Raw genomic sequence first — 17036 nt, forward strand, 5'->3', positions numbered from 1 at the left:
ATCCGTCACAGCATGCAGCTGACGCACTCGGACATGTCGGTGCCCTCGAGCGCCATCTGCCGCAGGCGGATGTAGTAGATCGTCTTGATGCCCTTGCGCCAGGCGTAGATCTGGGCCTTGTTGATGTCGCGCGTGGTCGCGGTGTCCTTGAAGAACAACGTGAGCGACAGACCCTGGTCGACGTGCTGGGTCGCGGCGGCGTAGGTGTCGATGACCTTCTCGTAGCCGATCTCGTACGCGTCCTCGTAGTACTCGAGGTTGTCGTTCGTCATGAACGGCGCCGGATAGTAGACGCGGCCGAGCTTGCCTTCCTTGCGGATCTCGATCTTCGACGCGATCGGGTGAATCGACGACGTCGAGTTGTTGATGTACGAGATCGAGCCGGTCGGGGGCACCGCCTGCAGGTTCTGGTTATAGATACCGTGCTGCTGGATGGATGCCTTCAGCTCGCGCCAGTCGTCCTGCGTCGGGATGTGGATGCCGTCGAACAGACCCTTCACCTTGTCGGTCTGGGGCGCCCACTCCTGCTCGATGTACTTGTCGAAGAACTCGCCCGACGCGTAGGTCGAGTCGGGGAAGCCCTCGAAGTACGTGCCGCGCTCGATCGCGATCTTGTTCGAGGCCCGCAGCGCGTGGAACAGCACCGTGTAGAAGTAGATGTTCGTGAAGTCCAGGCCCTCTTCGGAGCCGTAGTGGACGTGCTCGCGCGCCAGGTAGCCGTGCAGGTTCATCTGTCCGAGCCCGATCGCGTGCGAACGGTCGTTGCCGTCCTCGATCGAGCGGACCGAGGCGATGTGGCTCTGGTCGCTGACCGCGGTGAGGGCACGGATGCTGGTCTCGACGGTCTGGGCGAGGTCCTTGCCGTCCATCGCGAGGGCGATGTTCATCGACCCCAGGTTGCAAGAGATGTCCTTGCCGATCTGGGCGTACGAGAGGTCTTCGTTGTACGTCGTCGGGGTGTTGACCTGGAGGATCTCCGAGCACAGGTTCGACATGTTGATCCGGCCCTTGATCGGGTTGGCCTTGTTCACCGTGTCCTCGAACATGATGTACGGGTAGCCCGACTCGAACTGGATCTCGGCGAGGGTCTGGAAGAACTCGCGCGCGTTGATCTTCGTCTTCTTGATGCGCGCGTCGTCGACCATCTCGCGGTACTTCTCGGTGACCGAGATGTCGCCGAACGGAACGCCGTAGACCTTCTCGACGTCGTAGGGCGAGAACAGGTACATGTCCTCGCCGTTCTTGGCGAGCTCGAAGGTGATGTCGGGGATGACGACACCCAGCGACAGCGTCTTGATGCGGATCTTCTCGTCGGCGTTCTCGCGCTTGGTGTCGAGGAACTTCAGGATGTCGGGGTGGTGCGCCGAGAGGTACACCGCGCCGGCGCCCTGACGCGCGCCGAGCTGGTTGGCGTAGCTGAAGCTGTCTTCGAGCAGCTTCATGACGGGGATGATGCCCGACGACTGGTTCTCGATCTGCTTGATCGGAGCACCGGCCTCGCGGATGTTCGACAGCAGCAGAGCCACGCCGCCGCCGCGCTTCGAGAGCTGCAGGGCGGAGTTGATGCCGCGGGCGATCGACTCCATGTTGTCTTCGATGCGGAGCAGGAAGCACGACACGAGCTCGCCGCGCTGCGCCTTGCCGGTGTTGAGGAACGTCGGGGTGGCGGGCTGGAAACGACCCGAGATGATCTCGTCGACGAGCTGCATCGCGAGGTTCTCGTCACCGTCGGCGAGACCGAGGGCGGTCATCACAACGCGGTCCTCGAAGCGCTCGAGGTAACGCTTGCCGTCGAAGGTCTTCAGCGTGTAGCTCGTGTAGTACTTGAACGCGCCGAGGAAGGTCTCGAAGCGGAACTTCTTGCCGTAGGCGAAGTCGTTGAGCTTCTGGATGAACTCGAGCGAGTACTTCTCGATGACCTTGGGCTCGTAGTACTCCTTCTCGACGAGGTAGTCGAGACGCTCCTTGAGGGAGTGGAAGAAGACCGTGTTCTGGTTGACGTGCTGGAGGAAGTACTCCCGCGCCGCGCGCTTGTCGGCGTCGAACTGGATCTTGCCGTCCGCGCCGTAGAGGTTGAGCATCGCGTTGAGGGCGTGGTAGTCGAGCCCGTCGAAGCGCGCGTCGACCTTGAAGCCGTTATCGGTCAAGGCTGTTTCCAGTGCTGATTCCACCATCGTTCCAATCCTGCGCTCACGCGCTCGACGTCTTCGGGCGTGCCGAACAGTTCCACCTTGTCCAAGTGCGGCACGGAGCACTTGCGGCTGATGATGTCGCCGGCGAGGCAGTACGACTCGCCGAAATTCGTGTTGCCGGTGGAGATGACTCCACGAAGCAGGGTGCGGTTGCGCACATCGTTCAAGAAGCGAACGACCTGCTTGGGCACCGCACCCTTCTCCTCACCGCGCCCCTGTCCCCCGCCGTAGGTAGGGGTGACGAGCACAAAGGGCTCGGTCATGACGAGGGGCGTCGGTGAGGAGTGAAGGGGGATGCGGAGCGCCGGCAGTCCGAGCTTGTCGATGAATCGCGCGGTGTTGCCGGAGACGCTCGAGAAGTACACGAGCAGAGGCGCCCGCGTCGCGACCGCCGTGCTCATGGCTCAGGCGAAGCGAGCGGCCAGCTCGTCGATCTTGTCGGGACGGAAGCCCGACCAGTGGTCCTCGTCGGTGATGACGACGGGGGCCTGCAGGTAGCCGAGCGACTTGACGCGCTCGAGTGCCGCCGGGTCCTCGGAGAGGTCGAGGACGTCGTATTCGATGCCCTTGGAGTCCAGCGCACGGTACGTTGCGTTGCACTGCACGCAGGAGGGCTTGGTGTAGACCGTGATCGCCATGTCGAGTGTGGTTTCCCTTCGCTTCTTACGCATCTCCGGCTGAGAACCCGCCGGGACCTCAATACTACATATGGGTGCCGACATCGGGGGGCACCACAAGGGGTAGTAGTTACAAGTCTGTAGTTTTGCACCGCTCTCCCCAGGTACAACACATCTTGTCCACCGTTTCATCCACAGATCGCGAGATCGGTCGAAGCCCGGTTCGACGCGTGATTCCGCGCTTCGTCGAGGTGCTCGCGCAGTCTGTCCACAGGTCGGACGGTAGACCGACCCACCGACATCCGATTCGGACCGATCTCGTCGCTTCGGCGTGTCGCGGGCGTGTCGCGGCGATGCTCGACCGAACGTCGCCGAGGAGCCCCCGGAATCGCTACCGTTGAGGGGTGGCGGGATACGGAGAACTGCTGCGCACACCGGGTGTCGCGCGCATCATCGCCGCACAGTTGACCGCGCGCTTTCCGAGCGGGATGACGAGCCTCGCCATCCTGCTCCACATCGAGCACGTGACCGGTTCCTACGGGTCCGCCGGTCTGGTCCTGGCGGCCACCTCAGTCGGACAGGCGATCGCCGGCCCGGTGACGAGTCGATGGATGGGCGTCTGGGGCATGCGGCGCGTGCTGACGCTGACGCTCGCCGTCTGCGCGGCGGCGATCGGCCTGCTCGCGGTGCTCGACGTCCCGCTGTGGGTCTACATGACACTCGGCCTCATCGCGGGCCTGTCGACCCCGCCGGTGCAGTCGGCCGTGCGCACCATCTACCCCAAGATGGTCACCTCGCGGCAGCTCACACCGCTCTTCTCGCTCGACGCGTCGCTGCAGGAGATCATCTGGATCATCGCGCCTGTGCTCATCACCTTCGTGGCGCTGCAGGCCGGTACCGTACCGGGGCTGCTGCTCGTCGTCGTCATCCTCATCGGCGGCGGTGCGTGGTTCATCTCCTCCCCCGAGCTCGGCCGCGTCCGCATCCCGCGCAGCCGGCGCAGCCTGGGCCGTGTGCTGCTGAAGCCACCGGTCATGCTCGCGACCGCGACCGGGTTCCTCCTCATCGGCGCGTGCTCCGCGGTCGAAGCGGGCGTCGTCGCATCCTTCGGTCACGGCGGACTCGAGTCCGGCATCGTGCTCGCGGTGTTCGCCGTCGGCAGTCTGGCGGGCGGCCTGTCGTTCGGTCACATCCCAATCGGGCGCTGGGCCATGGCTCGCCGCTTCCTCATCGTCACCGTCGGGCTCGCGGCGACGATCTTCTCGCTCAACGCGTGGTGGCTCGGCGGCTCGCTCCTGGTCGCGGGCATCGGTATCGCGCCGGCGCTGGCGGTCATGTTCGCCATCACCTCGGCGAGCGTGAAGTTCAGCGAGACGGCGGAGGCCTACGGCTGGATCGGTACCGGCCAGCTCATCGGCGCGGCCGCGGGTTCGGCCATCGCGGGATTCCTCATCGACGGTGTCGGTCCCCAGGGCGCCTACGTCGCCGCGACGCTGTTCGCGGCGGCCGGCCTCATCGTCGCCGCGACGTGCGTGCAGTGGTTCCCCGATCTGCGGGGTCGGGATTCGTCGCCCATCCCCGACACCGAGCCGGTCCACACGATCACGTGAGCCGCGGGGCGACCCCGCCTGCGCTCAGTCGCTGACCCGTCGCAGCATCGCGAGCACCGCTGCCGCGTAGGCGTCCTCGGGCTGCGGATGCTCGAACGCCAGCTCCTCGCCGGCGAACTCGATCTCCACACGGTGGGTGTCCGCGAGCCGGCGCAGGCTCCGGAATCCACCGCGCAGCATCTCGCGCAGCTGGTCCTCGCGAGGAAGCCACAGCGCCTCGTCGAGCGCGACGGAGTCGAGCGCCCATTCGGTCGTGCCGTTGAACGCGAGGATCGTGCCGGTCGGATACCGACGCGGTTCGACCGTCATCTCGCTGACGGTGAAGATGTCGGCCTCGAACTCCGGCTCGTTGAGCTGGAAACGGTCTCCGGATGCCGGGTGCCAGACGAGCCCGGCCTCGCGCAGGGCGAGCGCGGCGTCGGTCGAGATCATGTCCCCATCCTGCACCAGGACATCGGGTGCGCGGCGGGCCCCGCCGGACACGCGACCCGCTGCGCGGGGGCGGGAGCAGAATGGATGCCGTGAGCGACTTCGACTCGGCCCGATACCTGCCCGACGACCTCCTCGACCGGATACGCGGGCGCGCCGCGGGCGTCGATGCCGACAACGTCTTCCCCGAAGACGACCTCGCCGAGCTGCGGGAGGCGGGCTACCTCGGCATCCTCGTTCCGGAAGAGCTCGGCGGCGCGGGCCTGTCGCTCGCGCAGGCATCCGTTCTGCAGCAGCGGCTCGCTGGCGCCGCGCCCGCGACAGCCCTCGCGATCAACATGCACCTCGTGTGGACCGGTGTCGCCAAGGCGCTGTCCGACCGCGGCGACGACGCCCTGCGTTTCGTGCAGGAAGGCGCCGCAGCGGGCGAGGTGTTCGCGTTCGGAATCAGCGAGGCGGGCAACGACCTCGTCCTGTTCGGCAGCGACACCGTCGCCGAGCCTCAGCCGGATGGCGGATACGCCTTCACGGGCACGAAGATCTTCACCTCGCTCGCACCGGTGTGGGACCGCCTCGGGCTCCACGGCCTCGACACCACGAGCGAGGACGCACCGAAGCTGGTGTTCGCCTTCGTCGACCGCACCGACGCGGTGCGCACGCGCGACGACTGGGACACCGTCGGCATGCGCGGAACCCAATCACGCACGACGGAGTTGCACGGCGCGGTCGCATCACCCGACCGCGTCGTCCGTCGGCTCTCTCCCGGCCCGAACCCGGACCCGCTCGTGTTCGGGATCTTCTCAGTCTTCGAGCTGCTGCTCGCGTCGGTGTACACCGGCATCGCCCGGCGCGCCCTCGACCTCGCTGTCGTGGCCGCGACGTCGCGCACGTCGAAGAAGACGGGGATGGCGTACAGCCAGGATCCCGACATCCGCTGGCGCATCGCCGACATGGCGCTGACGTACGACGGGATGCTGCCGCAGCTCGAGGCGATCGCGCACGACATCGATGAACGGGCCGATCACGGCGGCCTGTGGTTCGCGAAGCTCAGCGGCCTGAAGCACCGCGCGGTCACGGCGGCGAAGGCCGTCGTCGACGAGGCGATGCTCGTGGCGGGCGGTTCGTCGTACTTCTCCCGCTCCGAGCTCGGCCGCCTCTACCGCGACGTCATCGCGGGGATGTTCCACCCCTCCGACCCGGAGTCCGCCCACAGCACCGTCGCCACCGCCTGGCTCGGCCCCCTGACCCCCTGACCCCTGACCCCCTGCCCGCGCGGTGCCTCCGTGCCGGTCGAGTCGCCACGAAACGCGGATGCCGGGGCCCCCGGATCCGCACTTCCTGGCGACTCGACGGGGTCGGGGAGGGCCGGGAAGGGAGGGATCCGGTCAGCGGGTCTCTAGGTCGTAGGCCTTGAGCAGCTCGGCGACGGCCTGCTCGCGGTCCGCGCCGCCGTTCTCGAACATGTGCGTCACGTGGGTGCGGAGGTGGTTCTCGATGAGGAGCTTGTCGAGCGACGCGAGGGCCTTCTGGATGGCCCGTGACTGGGCGATGATGTCCATGCAGTAGTCCTCGTTCTCGATCATCCGGGCCAGCCCGCGGACCTGTCCTTCGAGGATGCTCGTGCGGCGCAGGGCTCGCTTCTGGATGTCGTCGATCACGCGGTCAGGATACGCCGTGACCGGCCCCGCCCGGCGAACCACCGTGGGAGGATGACCGGATGGCACGCACGCCGACCTCCCTGCTCTCCCCCGCCGACCAGGCTCGACGCCAGGGCCTGCGGCGGATGAAGGCCGTCGCCCTCGGTGCGCTGATCTTCATGGCGATCGTCTTCGCGATCTCGTTCCCCCTGCAGCAGACCGTCCCCGCGTTCGGATACGTCCGCGCAGCCGCGGAGGGCGGCATGGTCGGAGCTCTCGCCGACTGGTTCGCGGTCACCGCGCTGTTCCGGCATCCGCTCGGCCTGCCCATTCCGCACACCGCGATCATCCCGAGACGCAAGGACGAGATCGGCCGCACCCTGGGTGAGTTCGTCGAGACGAACTTCCTCGAAGCCGGCGTCATCCGCGGCAAGCTCGAGTCGACAGGCATCGCGACGCGGCTCGGCGCGTGGCTGCGGCGCCCCGAGAACGCCGAGCGCGTGTCGGCCGAGGCGTCGGCTGCGGCATCCGGCATCCTCACCGCGCTGAGCGACGACGAGGTGCAGGACCTCCTCGAAGACCTGGCGCGCGAGCACCTGCTGGCGCCCTCGTGGGGACCGTCGATCGGCGGGTGGCTCGAGCGTGTCGTCGGCGCCGGGGCCCACCACGGTGCGGTCGACCTCGCGATCGACAACATCGAGACCTGGCTCGTCGCCAATCGCTCGGTGTTCACCGGGCTCGTCTCCCGCCGCCTGCCGTCGTGGCTGCCGTCGGTGGCGACACGGCTCGTCGACGACACGGTCTACCGTGAGGCGCTGACCTTCGTCGCAGCCGTGCGCAGCGATCCCGAGCACCCGGCGCGGAAGGCGATCGACGGCTACCTCGCTCGTCTCGCCGGCGATCTGCAGGGCGAAACCGACACGGCGGCGCGGCTCGAGGCGGCCAAGGCGGCGGTCTTCGACAGTCCCCGTGTCCGTGCCCTGGCCGCCGAGGCGTGGGGCACGGCGAAGGCCGGTCTCGTCCGTTCACTCGGTGACGCCGAGAGCCCGCTCCGCCGCCGCATCGCGGCCGCGCTCACCGAGGTCGGCGAACGTCTGTCGACCGATCCGGCGCTGCAGCAGCGCATCGACGCCCGCGTCATCGACGCCGCCGCGACGCTCGTTGCCCGCCATCGCGCCGACATCGCCTCGGTGATCACCGAGACGGTCGAGCGCTGGGATGCCCAGGAGACGACCGAGAAGATCGAGCTCATGGTCGGCCGCGATCTGCAGTACATCCGGCTCAACGGCACGATCGTGGGATCGCTCGCCGGACTCGTCATCTTCACGATCGCGCATGCGGTCTTCGGCGCGGGAGGATAATTCCATGACGACGCTCATCCTCGTGCGACATGCCAAGAGCGACTGGGGCTCGCCCGCCCTCGATGACCACGACCGTCCGCTGAACGAGCGCGGCATGCGCGACGCCCCCGCGATGGCCGAGCGCCTGGCGGCCACCGGCGTCACCGTCGAGCGCATCCTCGCGTCGACGGCGCTTCGTGCTCGCACGACGGCCGCAGCCTTCGGCGCCGCGCTCGGGCTCGATCCCGACCTGCGCGACGAGCTCTACGGCGCTTCGGCACGCGTGCTCCTCGACGCGGCGAGCGGCAGCGGTGCTCGCTCGGTGCTCGTGGTCGCGCACGACCCGGGGATGACGGTGCTCGCCGAGCGCCTGTCGAACGGGGGCATCGGCGGAATGCCGACGTGCGCGGTGGCCACCTTCACGTGGCGGACCGACGACTGGGATGTCGCGACCGCGACCGATCCCGACGAGTGGAGCTTCGACAGCCCGAAGGGCTGAGTCCGCGCCGCAAACTGCGGATCAGACGACGGCGACGACCGTGCCGCCGGTCAGACGCACCAGGTCGTCGAACGTCAGCGGGAAGACGGTGTGCGGGGTGCCGCCGGCCGCCCAGATCTCGTCGTACTGCGCGAGGTCTTCGTCGATGAGCGTCGTGAGGGGCGCGGGGTGTCCCGTCGGCGCGACCCCGCCGATCGCCTGGCCCGTCGCGGCACGCACCTGTTCGACGCTCGCGCGCGTGATCGCGCTGCGTCCCGTGCGCTCGGCCAGGGCGGCGGTGTCGACGCGGTGCGCGCCGCTGGTCATGACCAGCAGCGGCTCACCGTCCGACCAGAAGACCAGGCTGTTGGCGATCGCCCCCACTTCGACACCGAGCGCTGCAGCGGCGAGGGCGGCGGTGGATGCGGCATCCGGCAGCACGACGATGTCGCCGGGGATGCCGGCGGCGCGCAGGGACTCGTGGACGATACGGCTTCGCGAAGGCAGATCGGTGGTCACGCTGACACTCTAGAAGAGGCACAATGGGCGGGGTGCCGCAACGCCGCGGCACGGAGAGCACGAGCCCACAAGGCTCCGCCGAAAGAGGATCGCGATGACCCACGCCCTGCCCCTGCCCGATTTCACGCACGAGCGCGTGGAGGTGATCACGGGGCGGCGAAGCGGCCTGTTCATCGCCGCCGCGTTGCACTCCTCGGTGCTCGGCCCCGCCCTGGGCGGCGCCCGGGTGTGGACCTACCCGCACTGGAGCGATGCCCTCGGCGACGCCCTGCGCCTGTCGGCGGCGATGACGCTGAAGAACGCGGCCGCGGGTCTGGATGCCGGTGGCGGCAAGGCTGTGATCGGACTACCTCCGGGGACCGTGCTCGACGCCGAGCGTCGACGGGCGGCATTCCTCGATCTCGGTGACGCTGTCGAGTCGCTGGGCGGCCTGTACCGCACGGCGGAGGATGTCGGCTCGACCACCGACGACATGCTGACCGTCAGCGAGCGCACGGCGCACGTCGTGGGGCTCCCCGACCGTGTGGGCGGCTCGGGCGAGCCCGCAGGCCCCACGAGCATCGGCGTGCACGCGTCGCTGCTCGCGACGCTCGAGCGCGCGACCGGTTCTCGCGAGGTCGCCGGACGCCGGGTCACGATCGCCGGGCTCGGACAGGTGGGCAGCCGGCTTGCCGTGCAGCTCGCCGCCGAGGGCGCGGAGCTCACCGTGACCGATGTGAACCCGGCCAAGCGCGAGCTCGCGACGAGCCTGGGCGCCACCTGGATCGAGCCCGCCGAGGCCCACCTCGCCTCGGCCGACGTGTTCGTGCCCGCCGGCATCGGCGGCGTGCTGACCGACGAGGTGATCGATGCCCTCGATGCGCGGGCGGTGTGCGGACCGGCGAACAACCCGCTGGCGCACCGTTCCGGCGCCGACCGGCTGGCCGCCCGCGGCATCCTGTACGCCCCCGACTTCGTCGTGAACGCCGGCGGCGTCATCTACCTCGACCTCGCCGCCAAGCAGCGCGACCGCAGCGAGATCGCGACGCGTGTCGAGGGCATCGGCGATGTTCTGCGGCGCATCTTCGACGAGGCCGACGCGCGCGGTGTCACCCCGCTCGCCGCCGCGGAGTCGCTGGCCGCCGAACGCCTCGCCGCCGGAGCCGCCCGCGACGCCCTGGTCTGACCCCAGTCAAGTCCGCTGCCCGCTCGCTTCCGCGCGGACGCGGATGCAAGGGATCGTGGCCGACACGCCGGCGGAGCGGCATCCGCACCGGCGCGCCGCGCCCGATCCCTTGCATCCCGGCACCATCATCCACGGCGCAGGCGGGGGCTCAGATCTGCAGGATGGCGCGCGCGATCAGGAAGTACAGGATCAGGCCGCTGGCGTCGACGAAGGTCGTGATGAACGGGTTCGAGAAGACAGCGGGGTCCACCCGGATGGCCCGTGCGAGAAGCGGCATGACTCCCCCGACCGTCGCGGCCATCGTGCACACCGCGATCAGGGTCGCCCCGATGACGAGTCCGATGCGCGGCTCGTACACGAGCGACGTGACCGCGAACCCGACGAGCCCCAGGATGCTGCCGAGGAAGAATCCCACCCGCACCTCGCGGCTCAGCACCCGCACGACATCGCGGGGTCGCACATCCCCCAGCGCGAGCGCACGCGTGACCGTCGTCGCCGCCTGGTTGCCGGTGTTACCGCCGGTTCCGATGAGCAGCGGGACGAAAAGCGCGAGCACCGTGATCTGGGCGAGCGTCGCCTCGAACGCCGACAGCACCTGCACGGTCAGGGTCGCTCCGACAGCCAGCACCAGCAGCCAGACGACGCGTGACCGCACGATCTGCAGGATCGGCGTCGAGAGGTAGGGCCGGCGCAGCGGCTCGGCGCCGCCCTGGCGCGCGGCATCCTCGCTCTCCTCGTGCTCCAGGATGCGGGCGGCGTCGTCGACCGTCAGGATGCCGACGAGCCGCTCCTCACTGTCGACGATGGGCAGCGCGAGCAGGCCCCGCTCGGTGCAGCGACGCGCGGCGGTCTCGGCGTCGTCGTCCACGCTCGCGGTCTGCGCGCTCTGCATGATGTCGCGCACGTCGGCGTCGGGGTCGGCGGCGAGCAGGTCGCGCAGGCTGACGACCCCGGCGACGCGACGACCCGCGTCGACGACGGGGAGCGTGTACACCGTCTCGGCGTCGTGCAGACGCGCCCGCACCCGGTCGAGCGCTCCCGCGACCGTGCTGCCGATCGGAACCGACACGAACTCCGGGCTCATGCGGCGCCCGATCGAGCCGCGACGGTAGCCGAGCACGGCGGCGGTCATCTCGCGCTCATGAGCGGGAAGCCCGCGCATCAGCCGGGATGCGAGCGAGGCCGGCAGCTCGTCGACGAGCCAGGCGCGGTCGTCGGGATCGAGGTCGCCGAAGATGTGCGCCACCTCGGCGTCGCGCAGGTCTCCGATGAGCTCCCCCTGCATGTTCGGCGAGAGCGCTTCGAAGACCTGCAGCGCGTGGTCCTTCGGCAGCAGCCGGTAGGCGACGGCGCGGCGACGACCGTCGAGTCGCTCGAGCACCTCGGCGAGACGCCCGGGCTCGACGTCGGCGAGAGCGGCCGCGGCCGACGGCAGATCACCGCGCGACAGGGGCGCGGCGATGCCGTCGACGACGATGGTCAGTTCGTTGATCTGCTCCGGAGTCATGGGAGCCCTCCTCATGTGGACGCGCGCACATCCGTGGCATCGTCACGAAGACGACGGCACGGAGAACATCGCGAAGCCTGCTGGCGCGTCGCACCGCGGCTCGTCCGCTCAGGAGTCGATTCGGTCGACGAGCGGGCCGGCAGCGGGCGCGGCGCTGATGATCTCGCGATGGCAACTATCACCGCTCATTGAGCACCTCACCTCGCTTCCTTTTTCTCGCAGGTCGATGACGGGCAGATGAGGATCTGCCGTCGATCACGGGCCGGGCGGCGGCACATCGGATGCCGCGGGCCGAACCCCGCCGACCATGCTACGCCTCGCACCTGAACGAACCCGACCATCGCCGGAGAACCCCTTCCGGCCTCGCGTCAAGAGAGCGTCAGGCGGGCCCGTGGCTCCTCGGGCGGCACAGCGGCCAGGAGTCGCCGGGTGTACTCGTCCGACGGCTCGGCGAAGATGCGCCGGGCAGGGGCCGACTCGACGACCTTGCCGTCCCGCAGCACGACCACGTCGTGACTCATCTGCTGCACGATCGCGAGGTCGTGGGCGATGAAGAGGTACGTCAGTCCCAGCTCGCTCTGCAGGTCGCGCAAAAGGTCGAGCACGTGCGCCTGCACAGACACGTCGAGCGACGCCGTCGCCTCGTCGAGGATCATCAGCTCCGGTTCGAGGGCGAGGGCGCGAGCGATCGAGATGCGCTGACGCTGCCCGCCCGACAGCTCGTGCGGGAACCGGGTAGCGAACGCCGCGGGAAGACCTACCATGTCGAGCAGTTCTGCGGTGCGCCGCTCTCGCGCGGCGGCGGTCGGCCCGCCGAGCCGGTGCACGGCGAGCGGCTCGATGATGGCGTCGCCGACGCTCCGCCGAGGGTCGAGCGAGGCGAACGGGTCTTGGAAGACCATGGAGATCCGCCGGCGGTCGCGCCGCCCGGAGCGCAGAACGTCGCGTCCGGCGAGCGTCGCGGTGCCCGAGTCGGGTCGCACGAGACCCGTCAGCGCATTCGCGATCGTCGATTTGCCCGACCCCGACTCGCCCACGAGAGCCGTCGTGCAGCCGCGCCGCACCGAAAACGACACCCCGTCGACGGCGTGGATGGTACGGCGTCCGGTGGGAGTCGGAATCGTGAACGACACATCGAGATCCGTCACCTCGAGAAGGGACTCGGATGCCGCGGGCTCGGGCGGACCGGCATCGGCCACGATCCGCGGCCGCGCGCGGAGGAGCTCGCGCGTGTAGTCGTCTTCAGGGGCGGCGTAGACGTCTTCGACGGGTCGGTGCTCGCGGGTCCGTCCCTCGCGCAGCACGAGGACGTCGTCGGCCACTTGCCCGATGACGCCGAGGTCGTGGCTGATCCACACCACGGCGGTACCGCGCTCGTTCTGGAGCTCGCGCACGAGGTCGATGATCTGGGCCTGGGTGGTGACGTCGAGGGCGGTCGTCGGCTCGTCGGCGATCAGGAGCGCCGGATCGCAGGCGAGCGCGATCGCGATCATCGCGCGCTGACGCTGCCCCCCGGAGAACTGGTGCGGGTAGGCGTCGACACGCTCGTCGGGTCGGGGCAGGCCGACGGCGTCGAGCAGGTCGATCGCACGCGTGCGCGCCGCGCGGCGGGACAGACGGCGATGGGTCTCGAGCGACTCGGTGATCTGCCGACCCACGGTCAGGAACGGGTTGAGCGACGTCGACGGGTCCTGGAAGACGAAACCGACGCGGTCGCCGTGCACGCTGCGCAGCGTGCGCTCGGATGCGCCCACCAGCTCCACGCCCGCGGCATCGATGCTGCCGTCATCGTTCCGGCGGCGCAGCACGCTCGATCCGCTGACGCGGGCCCCCGGGGTGTCGATGAGTCCGGTCGCCGCCAGCACCGACATCGTCTTGCCCGACCCCGACTCGCCCACGATGCCGAGCGTCTGGCCGGCGATGACGTCGAAGCCGAGGCCGTGAACGATCTCCTTCGTTCCGATGGCCACGCGCAGATCGCGCACCGAGAGCACCGGGTGAGCAGCGGCGGTCATCGCGCCCTCCTCGCTTCGATCAGGGTCCGCTGACGCGGATCGAGGATGTCGCGCAGGCCGTCGCCCACGAGGTTGAAGGCGAGCGCCGTGACGAAGATCGCGGCCCCCGGGAAGACGCTCATCCACCAGGCCTGGCCGAGGAAGCCCTGCGCGGTGAACAGCATCCCTCCCCACGATGGCGCCGGGGGCTGCACCCCGAGCCCGAGGAACGACAGCGCCGCCTCGGAGAGGATCGCGAAGGCGAGCGACAGCGACGTCTGAACGACGACGGGACCGGCGATGTTCGGAAGCACATGGCGGGTGAGGATCCACCACCCGGGCGTCCCCATCGTCTGCGACACCTGGACGAACGCAGAGGTGCGCACCGACAGCGCGCTGGCTCGGGCCACCCGCGCGAAGATCGGGGTGTAGACGATGCCGATCGCGATCGTCGTCGTCACCTGGCCCGGCTGGAAGATCGCGACGATCGCGAGCGCGAGCAGCAGCACCGGGAACGCGAACATCACGTCGACGACCCGCATGAGGGCGGCATCCACCCACCCGCCGCGGTAACCCGCAACGGCGCCTATCGCGAGGCCGAGGACGAGGGCGAACAGCACGGCGACCACCGCGATCGTGAGCGAGGTCGACCCCGCCACGAGCACGCGCGAGAGGACGTCGCGACCGAGTTCATCGGTGCCGAACCAGTGGTCGGGGCCGGGGGGCTGCAACGCGCGCGAGACGTCGATGTCGTTGATGCCGAAGGGGGCGATCCAGCCCGACAGCACCGAGAGCAGCACGATGGCGAACAGGCCGGCACCACTGACCACCGTCGTCGGGTTGGACAGCAACAGACGCCAGGCGGGCGTGCGGCCGCGGTCGGCGACGGCGGGTGCCGTGGCGGGCTCGGGGGTGGCGGAGGCATCGATGGTCATGAGACTCGGATCCTCGGGTCGGCGATCGCGTAGAGCACGTCCACGATGAGGTTGACGGCGATGAACATCACGGCCACCAGCAGGACGGCTCCCTGGATGAGCGGATAGTCGCGGGCAGCCACGGCTTCGAAGACGAGACGTCCGAGACCCGGCCAGGCGAAGACGACTTCGACCACGACGACTCCGCCGAGGATCGTCGCGAGCTGGATACCGGCGATCGTCAGAACCGGCACCAGGGCTCCGCGCACGATATGCCGGAATGTCACGACCCGGCGCGGAAGCCCCTTTGACACCGCGGTGCGGACATACCCTGCCGACGCCACGTCGATGACGGCCGCTCGGATGTAGCGGGTGATGATCGCCCCCGCGACCAGGCCGACGGTGAGCCCCGGCAGGAACACCTGTCGCAGCCATCCGCCGGGATCCGTTCCGAAGGCGACGTAGCCGCTCGCCGGCAGCCAGCCGAGCGTCACGGAGAACAGCGAGATGAGCAGCATCCCGAGCCAGAAGTCCGGGATCGAGACGCCGAATTGACTGGTGAGCCGCACGATGACATCACTCACGCGTCCTTCGCGCAGCGCCGAGTGGATTCCCGCGGGGACGGCCAGGACGAGGGCGATGACGAGACCCACCAGAGCCAGCGAGACCGTCGCGGGCAGGCGGTCGAGCAGCGTTACGGTCACCGGCTGCCCGTTGCGGAAGCTCACCCCGAGGTCACCCGTGACGGCGCTGCCGAGGTAGCCGAAGAACTGTTCCCACAGGGGGCGATCGAGGCCGGATGCCGCGCGCAGGGCCTCGTAGGCCTCGGGCGTGTACCGCGTGCCGAGGGCCAGGCGCACCGGGTCGCCCGGCACGAGCTGGATGAGGGCGAAGACGACGACGGCGACCCCGAGCAGCACGAGCGCCGACGAGAGCAGGCGCACGCCGAGGAACCGGGCGATACGCGCGGGGCTGATTCTCATGAGGCCTCCTCTCGGACGGACCGTGCTGCTCGAGGTCGTCACCTCAGTCGCCGATCGATGCGTCGTCGAACCGGATGGCGCGGTCGGCACGCGTCTCGTAGCCCGAGACCTGCGGCGACCACACCTGGATGACCGACGGGTTGTAGAGGTAGATGTAGCTGGCCTCGTCGGCGATGATCGTCGCGGCCTGGGCGTAGAGGCCCTTGCGCGCGTCCTGGTCGACCTCGACGCGAGCGGCGTCGAGCAGTCCGTCGACCTCGCTGTTGGAGTACTTCTGCGCGTTGCTGGCCCCGTCGGTGTGGTGCTGCGAATAGTAGAAGTCGTCGGGGTCGATGTTGCCGAGCCAGCCCATCATGAGCATGTCGAAGTTTCCGGAGTTCTGCTCGTCGAGCCAGGTGGAGAAGTCGGGCTGGCGGATCTGCACGTCGATGCCGAGCGGCTCGAGGTTCGCGGCGATGATCTGCGCGGCCGTGACGGTCTCGGGATAGTCCGACGTCGCGAGCAGGTCGAGCGTTCCGCCGGTGAAGCCGGCCTCGTCGAGCAGCCCGCGAGCGGTGTCGAGGTCGGTCGAGTACCGGTCGTAGGAGGTGTACCAGACGCTCTGCTCGGGGATCGCGAGCTGGTTCTGCGCGGCGGTTCCGTAGCTGACCGCCTGGACGATCGCGTCCCGATCGATCGCATACGCGATCGCCTGCCGCACCCGCACGTCGCTCCACGGTCCCCGCGCTTCATTCAGGGCCAGGTACCAGTAGTCGCTCGAGGGGGTGAGGCCGAGCTGCACGGCGTCGTCGCCCTGCAGGTCGGAGACCTGCTGCGTCGGGACGACATCGGTCCATTGGATGTCTCCGGCGCGAAGTGCGGCGAGAGCCGTGGCCGGCTCCGAGATGAAGCGGAACTCGACACCGCCGAGCTCGGGTGCACCACCCCAGTAGTCCTCGTTGGCGGCGAGTTCGATGCGGTCGCCGGCCGTGTAGCTCGCGACCGAGAAAGGCCCGGTGCCGATCGGCGCGGTGGTGATGTCGCCCGACTCGACGTTCTCCTTCTTCACGATCGCCATGCCCTTGAAGCCGCCGAGGTTGCTCAGCAGGTTCGGCGTGGGCTGCGAGACGGTGATGACGACGGTGTCGTCGTCGGGAGCGGTGACGTCGGTGACCGCGCTGAACTTCCACGCGTTGGCGAGTTCTTCGTCGATGATGCGGTCGTAGGAGTAGACGACATCCGCACTCGTGAAGTCGGAGCCGTCGTGGAAGGTGACGCCGTCGCGCAGATCGAAGGTCCATGTCAGCTGGTCATCGCTGACTTCCCAGCTCTCGGCGAGGGCGGGCTGCATCTCGAGATTCTCGTCGGGGGCGACGAGTGTGTCGAAGACGTTCTCGAGCACCTCGAACGCGAAGTACGAGCTCGTGCGATGGGGGTCGAGCTGGTCGGGTTCACCGCCGATGGCCGCGACGAGGACGTCGCCTTCGACGCCGGCGGCGCCGTCGATATCGACGCCTTCGCCCGCGGAGCAACCGGCCAGGGTGAGCGCCGCGACGAGGGTCACGGCGCCGAATGCGGTGCGCTTGTTCATGGTCTGCCTATCGGGTCATCGGTCGGGGCATCATCGCTGGTGCATCATTTTGATGATGATTCGATCAGTATGTGCCACCAT

16 protein-coding genes are annotated in these 17036 nt (G+C 68.9%); 5 read left to right on the forward strand and 11 right to left on the reverse strand.

Features of this window, described 5'->3' with window-relative positions; genetic code table 11:
• Positions 1 to 5: 5 nt before the first annotated feature.
• The 3 genes from nrdE to nrdH are packed head-to-tail and all read right to left on the reverse strand — an operon-like array spanning position 6 to position 2830.
• Positions 6 to 2174, reverse strand: coding sequence for a class 1b ribonucleoside-diphosphate reductase subunit alpha (gene nrdE / locus C1N74_RS09835; RefSeq protein ID WP_023954601.1), 2169 nt, complete (start codon positions 2172 to 2174; stop codon positions 6 to 8).
• The gene (nrdI, locus tag C1N74_RS09840) at positions 2144 to 2593 is read right to left on the reverse strand and encodes a class Ib ribonucleoside-diphosphate reductase assembly flavoprotein NrdI (protein WP_023954602.1); all 450 of its coding nucleotides are present in this window, start codon (positions 2591 to 2593) and stop codon (positions 2144 to 2146) included. The genes nrdE and nrdI overlap by 31 nt, the downstream gene beginning before the upstream one ends.
• 3 nt (positions 2594 to 2596) lie before the next feature.
• Positions 2597 to 2830, reverse strand: coding sequence for a glutaredoxin-like protein NrdH (nrdH, locus tag C1N74_RS09845; RefSeq protein WP_023954603.1), 234 nt, complete (start codon positions 2828 to 2830; stop codon positions 2597 to 2599).
• Between the two features lie 383 nt (positions 2831 to 3213).
• Here nrdH and C1N74_RS09850 point away from each other — a divergent pair, with 383 nt between their 5' ends.
• The gene (locus tag C1N74_RS09850; RefSeq protein WP_023954604.1) at positions 3214 to 4419 is read left to right on the forward strand and encodes an MFS transporter; all 1206 of its coding nucleotides are present in this window, start codon (positions 3214 to 3216) and stop codon (positions 4417 to 4419) included.
• A gap of 24 nt (positions 4420 to 4443) precedes the next feature.
• Here C1N74_RS09850 and C1N74_RS09855 read toward each other — a convergent pair whose 3' ends face one another.
• On the reverse strand, positions 4444 to 4851 hold the full coding sequence (locus tag C1N74_RS09855) for a pilus assembly protein CpaE (protein WP_137750440.1): 408 nt from the start codon (positions 4849 to 4851) through the stop codon (positions 4444 to 4446).
• A gap of 80 nt (positions 4852 to 4931) precedes the next feature.
• Here C1N74_RS09855 and C1N74_RS09860 point away from each other — a divergent pair, with 80 nt between their 5' ends.
• The gene (locus C1N74_RS09860; RefSeq protein ID WP_137750441.1) at positions 4932 to 6101 is read left to right on the forward strand and encodes an acyl-CoA dehydrogenase family protein; all 1170 of its coding nucleotides are present in this window, start codon (positions 4932 to 4934) and stop codon (positions 6099 to 6101) included.
• 132 nt (positions 6102 to 6233) lie between these two features.
• Here the strand turns inward: C1N74_RS09860 and C1N74_RS09865 are convergent, their stop codons facing one another.
• Positions 6234 to 6506 carry a metal-sensitive transcriptional regulator gene (locus C1N74_RS09865; protein WP_023954607.1) on the reverse strand — a complete coding sequence of 91 codons (273 nt, stop codon included), beginning with the start codon at positions 6504 to 6506 and terminating at the stop codon, positions 6234 to 6236.
• 59 nt (positions 6507 to 6565) lie between these two features.
• Between C1N74_RS09865 and C1N74_RS09870 the strand changes: the two genes are divergently transcribed.
• On the forward strand, positions 6566 to 7846 hold the full coding sequence (locus tag C1N74_RS09870; protein ID WP_137750442.1) for a DUF445 domain-containing protein: 1281 nt from the start codon (positions 6566 to 6568) through the stop codon (positions 7844 to 7846).
• A gap of 4 nt (positions 7847 to 7850) precedes the next feature.
• Positions 7851 to 8324, forward strand: a complete 474-nt coding sequence (locus C1N74_RS09875; RefSeq protein WP_137750443.1) for a histidine phosphatase family protein — start codon at positions 7851 to 7853, stop codon at positions 8322 to 8324.
• A 21-nt stretch (positions 8325 to 8345) separates the two neighbouring features.
• On the opposite strand, the gene C1N74_RS09880 is transcribed toward C1N74_RS09875, so the two are convergent.
• Complete coding sequence (locus C1N74_RS09880; protein ID WP_023954610.1) at positions 8346 to 8822, reverse strand: YbaK/EbsC family protein; 477 nt, start codon at positions 8820 to 8822, stop codon at positions 8346 to 8348.
• Between the two features lie 94 nt (positions 8823 to 8916).
• Here C1N74_RS09880 and C1N74_RS09885 point away from each other — a divergent pair, with 94 nt between their 5' ends.
• A complete protein-coding gene (locus tag C1N74_RS09885; RefSeq protein WP_023954611.1) occupies positions 8917 to 9987 on the forward strand; it encodes a Glu/Leu/Phe/Val dehydrogenase family protein in 1071 nt (356 codons plus the stop codon).
• A 148-nt stretch (positions 9988 to 10135) separates the two neighbouring features.
• On the opposite strand, the gene mgtE is transcribed toward C1N74_RS09885, so the two are convergent.
• The 5 genes from mgtE to C1N74_RS09910 form a co-directional block, all read right to left on the reverse strand.
• Entirely contained in the window at positions 10136 to 11494 is a 1359-nt protein-coding gene (mgtE, locus tag C1N74_RS09890; protein WP_064954926.1) for a magnesium transporter, read from the reverse strand.
• A 368-nt stretch (positions 11495 to 11862) separates the two neighbouring features.
• Entirely contained in the window at positions 11863 to 13509 is a 1647-nt protein-coding gene (locus tag C1N74_RS09895) for an ABC transporter ATP-binding protein (RefSeq protein WP_137750444.1), read from the reverse strand.
• Complete coding sequence (locus C1N74_RS09900; protein ID WP_023954614.1) at positions 13506 to 14423, reverse strand: ABC transporter permease; 918 nt, start codon at positions 14421 to 14423, stop codon at positions 13506 to 13508. Before C1N74_RS09900 ends, C1N74_RS09895 begins: the two co-directional genes overlap by 4 nt.
• Complete coding sequence (locus C1N74_RS09905; RefSeq protein WP_137750445.1) at positions 14420 to 15385, reverse strand: ABC transporter permease; 966 nt, start codon at positions 15383 to 15385, stop codon at positions 14420 to 14422. The genes C1N74_RS09900 and C1N74_RS09905 overlap by 4 nt, the downstream gene beginning before the upstream one ends.
• A 43-nt stretch (positions 15386 to 15428) precedes the next feature.
• Positions 15429 to 16955, reverse strand: coding sequence for an ABC transporter substrate-binding protein (locus C1N74_RS09910; protein WP_064954929.1), 1527 nt, complete (start codon positions 16953 to 16955; stop codon positions 15429 to 15431).
• Between the last annotated feature and the right edge of the window lie 81 nt (positions 16956 to 17036).

It is taken from the genome of Microbacterium sp. SGAir0570 (assembly GCF_005491085.2).
In the GTDB taxonomy this organism is placed as follows: domain Bacteria; phylum Actinomycetota; class Actinomycetes; order Actinomycetales; family Microbacteriaceae; genus Microbacterium; species Microbacterium arborescens.

Excerpts from the sequence above, each read along its gene's own strand:
- nrdE (WP_023954601.1), bottom strand. The coding sequence starts at position 2,174 with ATGGTGGAATCAGCACTGGAAACAGCCTTGACCGATAACGGCTTCAAG.
- nrdI (WP_023954602.1), bottom strand. The coding sequence starts at position 2,593 with ATGAGCACGGCGGTCGCGACGCGGGCGCCTCTGCTCGTGTACTTCTCG.
- nrdH (WP_023954603.1), bottom strand. The coding sequence starts at position 2,830 with ATGGCGATCACGGTCTACACCAAGCCCTCCTGCGTGCAGTGCAACGCA.
- C1N74_RS09855 (WP_137750440.1), bottom strand. The coding sequence starts at position 4,851 with ATGATCTCGACCGACGCCGCGCTCGCCCTGCGCGAGGCCGGGCTCGTC.
- C1N74_RS09860 (WP_137750441.1), top strand. The coding sequence starts at position 4,932 with ATGGATGCCGTGAGCGACTTCGACTCGGCCCGATACCTGCCCGACGAC.
- C1N74_RS09870 (WP_137750442.1), top strand. The coding sequence starts at position 6,566 with ATGGCACGCACGCCGACCTCCCTGCTCTCCCCCGCCGACCAGGCTCGA.
- C1N74_RS09875 (WP_137750443.1), top strand. The coding sequence starts at position 7,851 with ATGACGACGCTCATCCTCGTGCGACATGCCAAGAGCGACTGGGGCTCG.
- C1N74_RS09885 (WP_023954611.1), top strand. The coding sequence starts at position 8,917 with ATGACCCACGCCCTGCCCCTGCCCGATTTCACGCACGAGCGCGTGGAG.
- mgtE (WP_064954926.1), bottom strand. The coding sequence starts at position 11,494 with ATGACTCCGGAGCAGATCAACGAACTGACCATCGTCGTCGACGGCATC.
- C1N74_RS09895 (WP_137750444.1), bottom strand. The coding sequence starts at position 13,509 with ATGACCGCCGCTGCTCACCCGGTGCTCTCGGTGCGCGATCTGCGCGTG.
- C1N74_RS09900 (WP_023954614.1), bottom strand. The coding sequence starts at position 14,423 with ATGACCATCGATGCCTCCGCCACCCCCGAGCCCGCCACGGCACCCGCC.
- C1N74_RS09905 (WP_137750445.1), bottom strand. The coding sequence starts at position 15,385 with ATGAGAATCAGCCCCGCGCGTATCGCCCGGTTCCTCGGCGTGCGCCTG.
- C1N74_RS09910 (WP_064954929.1), bottom strand. The coding sequence starts at position 16,955 with ATGAACAAGCGCACCGCATTCGGCGCCGTGACCCTCGTCGCGGCGCTC.